This window comes from Halomonas sp. IOP_31, from assembly GCF_021151495.1.
GTDB classification, from domain to species: Bacteria; Pseudomonadota; Gammaproteobacteria; order Pseudomonadales; family Halomonadaceae; genus Modicisalibacter; species Modicisalibacter zincidurans.
Genome location: NZ_JAIRBP010000004.1, coordinates 49,702 through 62,520, shown reverse-complemented (window position 1 = coordinate 62,520; position 12,819 = coordinate 49,702). Strand labels below are relative to the sequence as shown.

Here is a 12,819-nt window from a genome sequence, read left to right as displayed (position 1 = left end):
GCCAAGATGGCCCGGGCCATCGTCCGTGTAAACGCACCTGCCCCGGGCATGGCCGGGGCAGTCAGTGTATCAGGCAAAGATGATTCAGGAAGCCGTCATCGACTCATGCCGCGTCTCATCGGCGTTGCGGCTCGGCACGCGGGTGGCGCGCGGTGTCGACTCGGCAGGGCGGCTGGAAGCGGGGTCGGCGGCGCCGAGCTTGAGGATTCGATGCGTCTCGCGGCGTACTTCGCCGAGCCGGGTTGCGTCCTTCTGCAAGGTCTCGGCGCGCACCGGCACCAGGCGCTTGAGACGCGCCTGCCACTGTACGGAGGCGAAGCGCTCGGGGAAGCAGCGCTCGATCAGGTCGAGCATGATCGAGGTGGCCGTCGAGGCGCCGGGCGAGGCGCCCAGCAAGGCGGCCAGGGAACCGTCGCTAGCGGTGACGATCTCGGTGCCGAACTGAAGTGTGCCTCCCCGCCGGGGATCCTTCTTGATGATCTGAACGCGCTGGCCGGCGACTTCGAGTTGCCAATCCTCGGCCTGGGCGTCCGGATAGAAGGCGCGCAGTTCCTCGACGCGTTGAGCGTGGGAGAGCCGAACCTGTTCGAGCAGGTATTTCATCAGGCTGACATTGCTGCGCGCGACGGACAGCATCGGGCTGAGATTGGTCGCGCGCACGGTCTTGACCAGATCGAGGATGGAGCCGTTCTTGAGAAACTTGGTGGTAAAGCCGGCGAAGGGGCCGAACAGCAGCGAGGGCTTGCCGTCGACATGGCGGGTGTCGAGATGCGGCACCGACATCGGCGGCGCGCCGACGGCGGCATTGCTGTACACCTTGGCCCGGTGCTGCGAGACGACCTCGGGCTTGTCGCAGCGCAGCCACTGCCCGCTGACGGGAAAGCCGCCATAGCCCCTGGCTTCGGGAATGCCGCTTTTCTGCAGCAGGCGCAGCGAGGCCCCGCCGGCACCCAGGAAGACGAAGCGCGAGCGCACGACGCGCTGCCCGCCAGCGCGGGTCTCGATCTGCAGATTCCAGGTGCCGTCGGCGTTGCGCGCGAGATCCCTGATTGTCTGGCCCGTGCGGATGCCGACCCGATCGCTGTCCTGTTCGGTCAGGCGGGTCAGCAGCCGGTTGGTCAAGGCCCCGAAGTTGACATCCGTGCCGGCTTCGACGCGGGTCGCGGCGACCGGTTCGTCGGCCGTGCGCCCTGCCATCAGCAGCGGGGCCCAGGCGGCGATGGTCGCGGGATCCTGCGAATACTGCATCGACTCGAAGCAGTGGTGGTTGCTCATGGCTTCGTGGCGAGCGCGCAGGAATCTCACGTTCTTCTCGCCACGCACGAAGCTCAGGTGCGGCACCGGCGACAGGAAGTCGGCGGGGTCGCCGAGGTTGCCATGCGCGACCAGAGCGCTCCAGAGCTGCTTGGATTCCTCGAACAGGGTGTTGATGCGGATCGCCTTGTCGATGTCGATCGAGCCATCGGCGCCGGGCGGCGTGTAGTTGAGTTCGCACAAGCCGGCGTGCCCCGTGCCGGCATTGTTCCAGGCAAACGAGCTTTCGCTGGCCATGGAATCCAGGCGCTCGACGAGCTCGATACGCGCCGTGGGTTCCAGTTCATGAAGCAGTGTTGCGAGCGTGGCGCTCATCACTCCGCCACCTACCAGTACGACGTCAACGGCCTCTTGCATGGTTGGTTGTCACCCTTTGGGCTGATTCAAATAAGCCCATTATACCGGTCGGCGCGGAAAAGACGAGCCACTCAAAAGGTATGGGTTATGCAGGAGGCGTTAGTCATAAGCAAAACATTGTCTTTGTGGTGGCCGAAAAAAATCCGCTTAGTCAATGACTTGAGCGGATGTCTGGCGAGGGTGCCGATGCCGCGATGCAGCATCTCTAGCACGGCTATTTTTCTATCGCAGGCTTATGATTCGCCAGTTACGTGCGCGGGCGATGCTGTCGAGGGTGGCGTCGGGGTCCACGGCGATCGGATGATCGACTTTCTCGAGCAACGGCAGGTCGTTGTGCGAGTCGCTGTAGAACCAGGCGTCATCAAGACTGACGTCGCGGTTCGCCAGCCACTCCTCGAGGCGCTGGATCTTGCCTTCGCGGAAGCTGGGGGTGCCCGATACGCGGCCGGTATAGCGACCTTCGCGAATTTCCGCATCGACGGCGATCAGCTCGTCGACGCCCAGGCGCCTGGCGATCGGCCCGGTGATGAAGCGGTTGGTCGCGGTGATGATCAACAGGGTGTCGCCGCGTTCGCGATGCCGGGCCAGCAATTCCTCGCCCTTGGGCAGGATGTGCGGCTCGATCTTGCTGGCCATGAACTGCTGATGCCAGGCGGCCAGCTGTTCGGGACTATTTTCGGCGAGCGGTTTGAGGGCCATGGCCAGGTAGGCATGAATGTCCAACGTGCCGTCCTGGTAGGCCGCGAGAAAACGCTGGTTGGCCTCGCGATAGCTGATCGGATCCACGGCGCCCTGTTCGACCAGGAACTCGCCCCAGGCATGGTCGCTGTCGATGCCCAGCAGGGTGTTGTCGAGATCGAAGATGGCCAGGCTCAAGAGCACTCTCCTCTGGTTGGTGTCAGGCTGGTTGATGTCAGGCGCAGCCGGCGGTTTCAAAGGCGGCGGCGATTATTGCAGAACGCCCGGCGCTTGCCCACCGTCGCGGGTTTTCGGCCGTGTGTTGATGCGCTTTCGACGTTTGTGGAAGAATGAATCCAATATCGGATTCATAAGGTGAAGCCCGTGATCGACGCTGACGGCTTCCGCCCCAACGTTGGTATCATCATTACCAACCCTGAGGGCCAGCTGCTCTGGGCGCGTCGGGTTGGGCAGAATGCATGGCAGTTTCCTCAAGGAGGCATCAAGGGTTACGAGTCACCGCAACAGGCGCTCTACCGGGAATTGGAGGAGGAGATCGGCCTCACCCCCGACGACGTCGAAGTGCTGGCCTGTACCCGAGGGTGGCTGCGCTATCGCCTGCCCCGGCGCATGATACGCACGCAATCGCGGCCGATATGCATCGGCCAGAAACAGAAGTGGTTCCTGCTCAAGATTCGCTGTCAGGACAGTCGCATCTGCATGGATACCACGGCCAAGCCGGAGTTCGACGGCTGGCGATGGGTCAGTTATTGGTATCCGCTGGGGCAGGTCGTGCCCTTCAAGCGGGAGGTCTATCGCCGTGCCCTGCGAGAGCTGGCGCCAAGCGTCCAGCGACTCGCCCTGGGCGAGCGTTGACGCTGCGGCACCCCCCGATCCTTCGACTACAAGAAGAACGCCCATGCTCGATGTACTAAGACGCATCGTCCAGGAGGTCAATGGAGCACGCAGTCTTGAGGCCGCGTTGGCCACCATGGTGCGACGCATCCGCAAGGCCATGCACACCGATGTGTGCTCCATCTACCTGTTCGATGCCGCCCAGGACCGCCTGGTGCTGATGGATACCATCGGTCTGAATACCCAGGCCGTGGGTCATGTCTCGATGCGCCTCGGCGAGGGCCTGGTCGGCCTGGTCGGTCAGCGCGAGGAACCGCTGAATCTCGAGGATGCCCCGGCGCATCCGCACTTTCGCTATTTCGAGGAAACCGGCGAGGAGCGCTTCTCGAGCTTTCTCGGCGTGCCGGTCATCCATCAGCGCCGCGCGCTGGGGGTGCTGGTCGTCCAGCAGCAGGAGAAGCGTCGCTACGACGAGGGCGACGAGGCCTTCCTGGTGACCATGGCGGCGCAGCTCGCCGGCGTGCTGGCGCATGCGCTGGCCACCGGCACCCTGGCGCGACCGACGCGGGCCGACGGCATGGCGACCTTCAAGGGCATCGCCGCCTCGCCGGGCATGGTGATCGGCAAGGCGGTGGTCATCGCGCCACCGGCCGATCTGGACAACGTGCCCGACCTGATACCCACCGACATCGAACTCGAGATTCGCCGCTTGAGCGAGGCGATCGAGCGGGTGCGCCACGAGATCCGGCGCGCCGGGGAGCGTCTCGCCAGCCGCATTTCCAGCCAGGAACTGGCGCTGTTCGATGTCTACGAGCAGATGCTGGCCGATGCCGCGCTGGGTCAGGAGGTCGAGAAGCGCATCCGCGAGGGCCAGTGGGCGCCCGGCGCGCTGGCCGACGTGGTACGCCGCCACGTCCAGTACCTGGAGCGCGTCGACGACGATTACCTGCGTGAACGCGCCGCGGACATTCGTGACCTGGGGCGCCGCGTGCTGGCACATCTGCAACAGGATGCCGGCGAGAGTTTCGATGGCTTTCCCGAGCGCTGCGTGGTGATCGGCGACGAGCTCAGCGTGGCGATGCTCGGCGAGGTGCCCCGCGAGCGCCTGGCGGGGCTGGTCTCGTTGAAAGGCTCGAGTACCTCCCATGTGGCGATCCTGGCTCGGGCGATGGGCATTCCCACCGTGCTGGGCATGGTCGATCTGCCGTTGCCCCGCCTCAACGGTGCGCCGGTGATACTCGACGGTCACCGTGGGCGGTTGCTGGTGCGTCCCGACGATGACCTGACCCGTCATTACCAGAAGCAGATCGACGAGGAGCTGGCGCTCGCCGAGGTGCTCGAGCACGAGCAGCACCTGCCCAGCGAAACGCTGGACGGTCATCGCGTCCCGTTGATGGTCAATACCGGCCTTGCGGTGGATGCGGTGGCAGTGCTCAAGCCGCGTATCGCCGGGGTCGGGCTGTACCGTACCGAAGTGCCGTTCATGATCACCGAGCGCTTCCCGGGCGAGCACGAGCAGACTCGGCTCTATCGCGAGCAGCTGGAGGGGTTTGCGCCGTTGCCGGTGGTCATGCGCACGTTGGACATCGGCGGCGACAAGGACTTGCCCTACTTCCCGATTCACGAGGCCAATCCGTTCCTCGGCTGGCGCGGGATTCGCGTGACCCTCGACCATCCCGAGGTGCTGATGGTCCAGCTGCGGGCGATGCTGCGCGCGTCGGCCGGGCTGGATAACCTGCGCATCATGCTGCCGATGATCACCAACGTCGACGAAGTCGACGCCGCGTTGCGTCTGCTCGATCGGGCGCTGGCCGAGCTCAACGACGAGATCAACGAAGAGGGCGCTAGGATCAAGCGGCCCCAGGTCGGGGTAATGATCGAGGTCCCCGCGACGCTCTATCAGCTCGAGGCGCTGTCCCAACGGCTGGATTTCTTCTCGGTGGGCAGCAACGACCTGACCCAGTACCTGCTGGCGGTGGATCGCAACAATCCGCGTGTGGCGGGTCTTTACGACGCCTGCCATCCGGCGGTGCTGTCGGCGCTGGCCAGGTTGTCGGAAGAGAGCCATCGCCTGGGTGTTCCCACGTCGGTGTGCGGCGAGCTGGCCGGGGATCCCTGTGGCGCCTTGCTGCTCACCGGGATGGGCTTCGATGCGCTGTCGATGAATGCGCCGAGTCTGCCGCGGGTGCGTGCGGCGATTCGTCGCGTGTCGATGAGCGCGGCCCGGGAGCTGGTCGAGGAAACCCTGCGCTTCACCACGCCGACCGCGGTGCGCGCGCACCTGCGTGCGCGCTTCGCCGAATGGCAATTGACCCACCTGTTGCCGCCGCGCGACGACGCATAGCTATAGCGGCGTCTGGGTGCCATGCTCACCGCTATCGGGAATAAATTCGCTATCGGGAATAAATTCGCTATCGGGAATAAATTCGCTATCGGGAATAAATTCCCTCCCACAAGGGCAAGCTCCCACAAGGGCAAGCTACCGGCAGAGATTGTGGGAGCGAACTTGTTCGCGATGATCCGAATATTTCGATTCTTACGCCAGGGCCGCTACCGGCAAGCGACATTGGCGGTGCCCGGCCGCAATGCCGCCGGGTTCGAAGCTTCGCTCGGCGATGACGATCTCGCCGTGCGCCCGCCATTCGAGCAGCGTGCTGGCACGCGTGCCATAGTCCTGGCCGAGGATGAATGCGGCCGAGAGCTGGCGCTCCAGCGTCAACCCCACGCCGGTGTCCGGAAGGCTCTCATCGTCGGCTTGCCGCGCATCGCTCAACAGCGTCCAGGCGTCGTCCAGAAAGTTGCGGCGGGGATCGTCGAGCAGCCTGGCCAGGTGCTCACGGGCCTGGGTCAGCTTGGGCCAGGGCGTATCGAGACTGGCGTTGGAAAGACCGTGCAGACCGGGTTTCACCTGCGCCAGCCGGGTGTCAAGGGGGCCATGGTGGAGATGCCAGAGCGTCTCGCCGTCGCATGCCAGCAGATTGAAGCCGGCATACGCCTGCGCCGCCTGGCTGGCAAGCCGCTCCAGCCAGGCGCCGAGCTCGGCTTCGACAAGCGCCTGATGAACCAGATGACCGCGGCTCGGCCCGGCCGCGCCGGCCTTGAAGCCGGGGGCGCGAACATTGGTGATCGCGGCCACGCGGCCGCCTGAGTGCGCGGCCAGCCAACTGCCGCCGGCCTCGAGGTCGCGACCGCCGAGGATCGCGGGACAATCGCGCCAGCGTGCCAGGGGGGCGGCGGGGCGGTCATGGCGCTCGTCGCGATTGGCGGCAAGGCGCAAGGGGGCGGCGCTACCGGGGCGCCAGTCGAGAACGATCAGACACATGGCATTGTCTCAAGGACGAGGGCAAAGCGCGGCATGACAGGTTACGGACGCTGAGCGTACACTCTGGCGATTGTCGATGACAGGGGTTGGGATGCAGGACATCTCCGAAGGTAAACGGCCAGCCCGGCCTGACATGCCGAGCGGCGGGCCGCCGAGGCTGTCGGCGTGGCTGTGGGGTCTCGAGGCCGGCCTGACATTTACCTGCCTGCTGGTGGCGGTGCTGGTTGGCCAGCGCTTCAATGCCGAGATTCGCGATGCCCTGGTGATGATCTGGCTGTCAGGCAGTCTGGTCTTCGCCCTGTTGGGCTGGCGCGGTGCCCGCCAGCGTCAGCGGCTCGAGCGCTTTCAGGCCGCGGTCCGGCTCAGCCAGCTGGTGCGCGAGTCCGATGTGCCCGAGCCTCTGCCGCCGGATCTCGATGCGGTGATAAAGGTGCTGGAGGAGAGCCTGCCGCAGCGACAGGCCGAGAGTCGTATCGAGGACCTGCTCGAGTCCTTGCCGCAAGCCGCCTTCCTGGCTGGCGGCAACCGGCTGGTGACGGTCAACGATCGTCTGGTTCAGCGTCTTGGGCGCTCGCGCCGCGACCTGCAGGACGTGTCGATCGATGCGCTGGATGCCAGCGAGCCCTTTCTTGGCGAGTCCGCCGACTACGCCGTACTCAGCGACGCCCACGGGGGGCGCCATGCGTTCCGCATCGATCGTCGCCTGGCTGCGCGGGGCCAGGCGTTGGGGCTGTTGCACGACGACAGCGAGTCGCACCATCAGCTTTACCATCTCCGGCAGGAGCGCGATCGTGCCCGGCAGGAATCGAAGCTCAAGTCGCGCTATCTCGGCCAGCTTCGTCGCGAGCTCGAAAGCCTCGAGGTAACGCCTGCCGACGCCGAAAGCGGCTCATCGCTGGGCGAACGCCTCGCGGGGCTTGTCTCGCTGCTCGAGCGTGTCGCCGAAACCGAGGCCGACGAGGCGGGTCAGGCCGGACGCGCGGACAGCACCGCCTCGGGCAAGCGGGTATTGATCGTCGACGACGGCCCGGTCAATACCGCCCTGGCGCGACGGGTACTGACCGATCAAGGCCTGTTGGTCGACACTGCGCGCAGCGGCGAGGAGGCCCTCGACTTGGCGATGGAGCATAGTTACGCGCTGGTCTTCATGGATATCTACATGCCGTCGCTGGACGGCATCGAGACCACCCGGCGCTGGCGTCAGCGGGAAAGCGTGCGGGGCGGGCGCAGCGTGATGGTGGCGCTGACCGCCAACACCAGCGCGACCGATCGCGCACGCTTCTTTGCCGCTGGCATGGATGACTATCTGGCCAAGCCCTATCGCCCCCAGGCGCTGATCGACGTGGTGCAACGCTGGCTGCCCGGCATGATCGCTCCTTCGATAGTATCTTGATTCATTTACTTGCGACTTTTTTGGACCAAACACTAGGAGACGACATGCTCGACTATCCGCAGATCGACCCGGTGGCCATCGCCTTGGGACCAGTAAAAGTCTACTGGTATGGCCTGATGTACGTGGTCGGATTCATCGCTGCCTGGTGGCTGGGGCGGTTGCGGGCGGCGCGCTTGGGACTGAAGCCCGACGATATCGGTGACATGCTGTTCTACGGCGCGCTGGGGGTGGTGCTGGGCGGGCGCATCGGTTACGTGCTGTTCTACGGCTTCGAACGTCTGTTGGCCGATCCGCTATGGCTGTTTCAGGTCTGGGATGGCGGCATGAGCTTTCACGGCGGTCTGATCGGCGTGTTGATCGCGACACTGCTGTTTGCCCGCAAGCATCGCCTGGGATTCTTCCAGACGACCGATTTCATTGCTCCGCTGGTGCCGATCGGCCTGGGCGCGGGCCGCATCGGCAACTTCATCAATGCCGAACTGCCGGGACGCGTCAGCGACCTGCCCTGGGCAATGGTCTTTCCGGGGGGCAGTCAACCGCGCCACCCCTCGTCGCTCTATGAGTTCGCCCTCGAGGGTGTGGTATTGTTTGCCATCCTGTGGACGGTGTCGCGCACGCCGCGTCGTCGCGGTATGATTTCCGGCCTGTTCCTGGTGCTTTACGGCATCTTCCGTTTCGCCGTCGAGTTCGTTCGCCGGCCGGACCCGCAACTCGGCTTCATCGCCTTCGACTGGCTGACCATGGGCATGCTGCTGTCCCTGCCGATGATCCTGGCCGGCCTGGCGCTGTTGGCCTGGGCACGGAGCCAGCCGGTGGACGGCGACAAGCTCGAGGCGCGCGAAGCGACATCCTGATTCTGCGACAGGCGAGTTATGCAGCCCTACCTTGAATTGATGCGCCGGGTACTCGACACCGGCGTCAAGAAAGCCGACCGCACCGGTGTCGGCACGCAGAGCGTCTTTGGTCACCAGATGCGCTTCGACCTGGCCGACGGCTTTCCGCTGGTGACCACCAAGAAGTTGCATCTGCGCTCGATCATCCACGAGCTGCTGTGGTTTTTGCGCGGCGACACCAATATCGCCTACCTGCGTGACAACGGCGTGCGTATCTGGGACGAGTGGGCCGATGACAACGGCGACCTGGGCCCGGTCTACGGTTATCAATGGCGTAGCTGGCCACGCCCCGATGGCGGCCATGTCGATCAGATCGCCAAGCTCGTCGAGCAGATCCGCCGCAATCCCGATTCGCGGCGGTTGATCGTCAGCGCCTGGAATCCGGCGCTGGTCGACGAGATGGCGCTGCCGCCGTGTCACGCCCTGTTCCAGTTCTATGTCGCCGAGGGTCGGTTGTCCTGCCAGCTTTATCAGCGCAGCGCCGATGTCTTTCTCGGCGTGCCGTTCAATATCGCCAGTTATGCACTGTTGACGCAGATGATCGCCCAGGTCTGCGATCTGGCGCCCGGCGAATTCGTGCATACCCTCGGCGACGCCCACCTGTATCTCAATCATATCGAGCAGGCCGAGCTGCAGCTCACCCGCACGCCGCGTGCGCGGCCGACGCTGATCCTCAACCCCGCGATCGACGATGTGTTCGCGTTTCGCTTCGAGGATATCGCCATCGAAGGCTACGACCCGCATCCGCCTATCAAGGCGCAGGTGGCGGTATGAGCGACGCAATACTCGAAGAATCGCGGGTGCCGGTGGCGATGATCGCCGCGGTGTCGCGCAATGGCGTGATCGGCATCGACGACCAGCTGCCCTGGTACCTGCCCGAAGATCTCAAGTTCTTCAAGCGCATGACCCAGAGCAAACCGCTGGTGATGGGCCGCAGGACGTTCGCCTCGATCGGCCGTGCGCTGCCCGGCCGACTGAACATCGTCGTCACCCGCGATGCCGGTTTCGAGGCCGAGGGCGTGCGCGTCTGTCATGATCTGGACGCCGCCTTGGCATTGGCCGACGATCAGGCGATCATCGACGGTGTCGAGGAGATCATGGTCATGGGCGGTGGCGAGATCTACGCTCAGGCAATGCCGCGGGCATCGCGACTCTACCTGACCGAAGTCGATGTCGAGATTGATGGTGATGCACGCTTTCCGGCCATCGATCGGCAAGCCTGGTACGAAGAACAGCGCATACCGGGCGAGGAAAGCGGCCGACAGGGCCGTCCTGCTTATGATTTCGTCGTTTATCATCGCCGCTGAGATGGGACGGCATGGATGGCGTTGGCCTTCTCGCCGTACGGCATGGCAACGCGACCGAACGATAACAAGAATGGCTGAATTTCCGGCGCAGGCTGAAGCTGGCTAAACGCTGACGCTAGCTATACGAAAGCAATGGAGGTTGCCCTTGATGACGCAACGCGTAGTCGCGCTATTCGATTCCCTGGAGCAGCATGTCCGGCATGAGCGGCAGGAGATTGCCAGCCTGCGGCAACGACTAGCCAGCCTGGAGAGCGAGAACCAACAACTTCGCCATTCGCTGGCGAATCGGGCCGGGCCTGCCGCGCAGCCCAGCGACACTGAGTCGCCTGCCCAAACGACCAATGCCGAGCGCGGCTACCCATTGCCGCGCCGGGTGGCGTTGCCTGCGACGGCGACCGAAGCTACTACCGAGGCCGAGCGGGAAACCGCCGGTACGCTCACAGAGGAACAAGGCTCCCAGAGTAGCCTGGCGACCGTCGAGGCACCCTCGCCGCAGGCGCTGCTCGATGAATGGTATCGGCGTTATACCGATACTTTCTTCAAGGGGCACACACGGCCGTTGAAAGTCGGTATCCATGAGGATCTGGTCGCCAACGAGCCCTGGCCCGACAAGCTGGTGCGTCGTGCGCTGGCCTGTTACGTCAATTTGCCGCGCTATCTCAAGGCCGTGCGGGCCGGCGCCGAACGCGTCGACCTGGCTGGCGAACCGGCCGGCACCGTCACGCCGGGCGAGGCGCGCCATGCGCACAAGAAGCTGGAGGCGCTACAGTCCCAACAACGTAAGCGCGACAAGGCGGTACAGCGGGAGGGGCGCCAGGATCCCAGCGCCCGGCTCGATCGCAAACTGGGTGATCTGTTGGCCAAGCATGGCAAGCAGTAAGAACCACTAATTCGTCGGCTTACGTTAACCAGCCGTTGGAAAGCGCCGAATAGTTACTTTATTAGGCGTCTTGCAATCAGTGGGATGGCTGATCATCATGAACAGCGTTCGCGTTTGTCACTTGGCGGTCATAGAAGGGCGCTAGGGTCATTGCGTGACGCGGTGCCGGTGTATTCGGTATCGGCAGTGCTCAGGGTGAACATGGCCGTCAAGTGGGTTGACGTGGCGAGATTAAAAACAGTGTTTTTTTCTTGTTGCGTTCCGCCAGAGCCCAGTATAAGGTTCCTCTGCGAGCATTGGATAATAACAAGGCTTCGCTAAGGCAAGAGCGCTTCACACCAGAATCTCAGGGGCGTGCCTGGCAAGCCGGTTGCAAACAACGATCGAACAGTAAGCTAGTTAAGGAACTATCGTGATGAAAAAGACGCTCTTAGTGACTGCTATTGCCGGTGCCCTGGGTGCCTCCGCTGCCCAGGCTGCCACTGTCTATAACCAGGACGGTACTCAGCTGGACATCTACGGCAACCTGCAGACTGCCTACAAATCCGTCAACAATGCCGAAGGCAACTCCGAAGATGAAATCTTCGATAACGGCTCGACCTTCGGCGTTAAAGGCCAGCATGTCATCAACCCGGGCTTGACCGGCTACTTCAAGGCCGAGTGGGAGTTCAACGCCGACGAAGCGAAAGGTAGCGACCAGCAAGATGGCATTTCCCGCAGCGACCAGGTCTACATGGGCCTGCAGGGCAACTTCGGTGACGCCCGTGTCGGTTCCTGGGATACGCTGATCGACGACTGGGTCCAGGATCCGGTCACCAACAACGAATTCTTCGATGTCACCGACAGCCCGGTCTCCGGCGACGATGGCGTCAACACCCAGAACACCGACACCGACCGCGAAGGCGACAAGATCCAGTACATGTCGCCCGTCTTCGGGGGTCTGCAGTTCGCCGTGGGCGCTCAGTACAAGGGTGACGCCGAAGCCGAGAACGTCGACAGCGACGGGAATGCCGCGTTCTTCGGCGGTGCCAAGTACACCATGGGCGCCTTCTCTGTCGCGGGTGTCTACGACAGCCTCGACAACTACGACGGCGAGATCACTGGCGACATCTACGACACTGGACCGGAAGCTGGCGAGGACTTCGATGCCGGCGACCAGTACGGTATTACCGCCGAATACACCATGGAGCAGCTCCAGGTGGCTCTCAAGTACGAGCGTTACGAGTCGGGTGACGATGACTACCTGCCCGACGAGAACCGCTTTGGCCTGGGTTCCCGCTACGGCTATGGCTACGGTGATGTCTACGCAGCCTACCAGTACGTTGACTTAAGCGGCGGTGACGCTTGGGAGGCCGTCAACGACGACGATTCCCGCAATGAAATTGTCCTGGGTGCCACTTACAACATCTCTCCGGCCATGTACACCTTTATCGAAGGTGCCTGGTACGACAGGGAAGAAGACGAAAACGACGGCATCGCCGTGGGTGCCGTCTACAGCTTCTAAGCTGTTGGCTTGACCTGTCGCGCCTGAGGTATGATCTAGAGTGTGACGAAGCGGCCATTTATCAGGGCCGAATGAACTACAGCTTCGGCTGATATAACCGCCCATCAGGCAAGCCTGATGGGCGGTTTTTATTGTGTCCGGCATATTCAGGCGAACACGCGCAGCTCGTCCCGGGGCGCTGCCCGGTGGCGGCCGAGAAGGCGGCAAGCGGAGCGAGAAGGGATCGCGCGATGCACCATGGTGAGCTCGTGTCGGATCGGTGAAAGCGTATCGTCGCCCTGTGCGCGGCAGGCAGTCGTCAAGCAATCTGCAAGCC

At 63.6% G+C, this 12,819-nt stretch carries 11 protein-coding genes; 8 read left to right on the top strand and 3 right to left on the bottom strand.

Translation table 11 applies throughout. The features are described from left to right. Positions 1 to 84 precede the first annotated feature (84 nt). Together mqo and K7I12_RS03795 are read right to left on the bottom strand one after the other, a co-directional pair. On the bottom strand, positions 85 to 1,671 hold the full coding sequence (gene mqo / locus K7I12_RS03800; protein ID WP_231663079.1) for a malate dehydrogenase (quinone): 1,587 nt from the start codon (positions 1,669 to 1,671) through the stop codon (positions 85 to 87). Positions 1,672 to 1,893: 222 nt separating this feature from the next. After that, positions 1,894 to 2,547, bottom strand: a complete 654-nt coding sequence (locus K7I12_RS03795) for an HAD family hydrolase (RefSeq protein WP_031382656.1) — start codon at positions 2,545 to 2,547, stop codon at positions 1,894 to 1,896. Positions 2,548 to 2,733: 186 nt separating this feature from the next. Between K7I12_RS03795 and K7I12_RS03790 the strand changes: the two genes are divergently transcribed. Next, positions 2,734 to 3,225 (top strand): RNA pyrophosphohydrolase, encoded by a 492-nt coding sequence (locus K7I12_RS03790; RefSeq protein WP_031382657.1) that lies wholly within the window; start codon positions 2,734 to 2,736, stop codon positions 3,223 to 3,225. Positions 3,226 to 3,268: 43 nt separating this feature from the next. Then, on the top strand, positions 3,269 to 5,548 hold the full coding sequence (gene ptsP, locus K7I12_RS03785; protein ID WP_031382658.1) for a phosphoenolpyruvate--protein phosphotransferase: 2,280 nt from the start codon (positions 3,269 to 3,271) through the stop codon (positions 5,546 to 5,548). Positions 5,549 to 5,740: 192 nt separating this feature from the next. On the opposite strand, the gene K7I12_RS03780 is transcribed toward ptsP, so the two are convergent. Further along, complete coding sequence (locus K7I12_RS03780; RefSeq protein WP_031382659.1) at positions 5,741 to 6,526, bottom strand: NRDE family protein; 786 nt, start codon at positions 6,524 to 6,526, stop codon at positions 5,741 to 5,743. A 91-nt stretch (positions 6,527 to 6,617) separates the two neighbouring features. On the opposite strand from K7I12_RS03780, the gene K7I12_RS03775 reads away from it, so the two are divergent. The 6 genes from K7I12_RS03775 to K7I12_RS03750 all read left to right on the top strand — a co-directional run bounded on the left by K7I12_RS03775 (position 6,618) and on the right by K7I12_RS03750 (position 12,503). Beyond that, positions 6,618 to 7,919 (top strand): response regulator, encoded by a 1,302-nt coding sequence (locus tag K7I12_RS03775; RefSeq protein ID WP_231663078.1) that lies wholly within the window; start codon positions 6,618 to 6,620, stop codon positions 7,917 to 7,919. 44 nt (positions 7,920 to 7,963) lie between these two features. Continuing rightward, positions 7,964 to 8,773 (top strand): prolipoprotein diacylglyceryl transferase, encoded by an 810-nt coding sequence (gene lgt / locus K7I12_RS03770; protein WP_231663076.1) that lies wholly within the window; start codon positions 7,964 to 7,966, stop codon positions 8,771 to 8,773. A gap of 18 nt (positions 8,774 to 8,791) precedes the next feature. After that, the gene (locus K7I12_RS03765) at positions 8,792 to 9,586 is read left to right on the top strand and encodes a thymidylate synthase (protein WP_231663075.1); all 795 of its coding nucleotides are present in this window, start codon (positions 8,792 to 8,794) and stop codon (positions 9,584 to 9,586) included. After that, positions 9,583 to 10,119 (top strand): dihydrofolate reductase, encoded by a 537-nt coding sequence (locus K7I12_RS03760; protein ID WP_231663074.1) that lies wholly within the window; start codon positions 9,583 to 9,585, stop codon positions 10,117 to 10,119. Before K7I12_RS03765 ends, K7I12_RS03760 begins: the two co-directional genes overlap by 4 nt. A 148-nt stretch (positions 10,120 to 10,267) precedes the next feature. Beyond that, positions 10,268 to 10,999, top strand: coding sequence for a ProQ/FINO family protein (locus tag K7I12_RS03755; RefSeq protein WP_231663073.1), 732 nt, complete (start codon positions 10,268 to 10,270; stop codon positions 10,997 to 10,999). Between the two features lie 415 nt (positions 11,000 to 11,414). Then, complete coding sequence (locus K7I12_RS03750; protein ID WP_231663072.1) at positions 11,415 to 12,503, top strand: porin; 1,089 nt, start codon at positions 11,415 to 11,417, stop codon at positions 12,501 to 12,503. Positions 12,504 to 12,819 lie beyond the last annotated feature (316 nt).

Coding starts and splice junctions, on each gene's coding strand:
- K7I12_RS03760 (WP_231663074.1), top strand. CDS start 9,583: ATGAGCGACGCAATACTCGAAGAATCGCGGGTGCCGGTGGCGATGATC.
- K7I12_RS03750 (WP_231663072.1), top strand. CDS start 11,415: ATGAAAAAGACGCTCTTAGTGACTGCTATTGCCGGTGCCCTGGGTGCC.
- lgt (WP_231663076.1), top strand. CDS start 7,964: ATGCTCGACTATCCGCAGATCGACCCGGTGGCCATCGCCTTGGGACCA.
- K7I12_RS03765 (WP_231663075.1), top strand. CDS start 8,792: ATGCAGCCCTACCTTGAATTGATGCGCCGGGTACTCGACACCGGCGTC.
- mqo (WP_231663079.1), bottom strand. CDS start 1,671: ATGCAAGAGGCCGTTGACGTCGTACTGGTAGGTGGCGGAGTGATGAGC.
- K7I12_RS03775 (WP_231663078.1), top strand. CDS start 6,618: ATGCAGGACATCTCCGAAGGTAAACGGCCAGCCCGGCCTGACATGCCG.
- K7I12_RS03780 (WP_031382659.1), bottom strand. CDS start 6,526: ATGTGTCTGATCGTTCTCGACTGGCGCCCCGGTAGCGCCGCCCCCTTG.
- ptsP (WP_031382658.1), top strand. CDS start 3,269: ATGCTCGATGTACTAAGACGCATCGTCCAGGAGGTCAATGGAGCACGC.
- K7I12_RS03755 (WP_231663073.1), top strand. CDS start 10,268: ATGACGCAACGCGTAGTCGCGCTATTCGATTCCCTGGAGCAGCATGTC.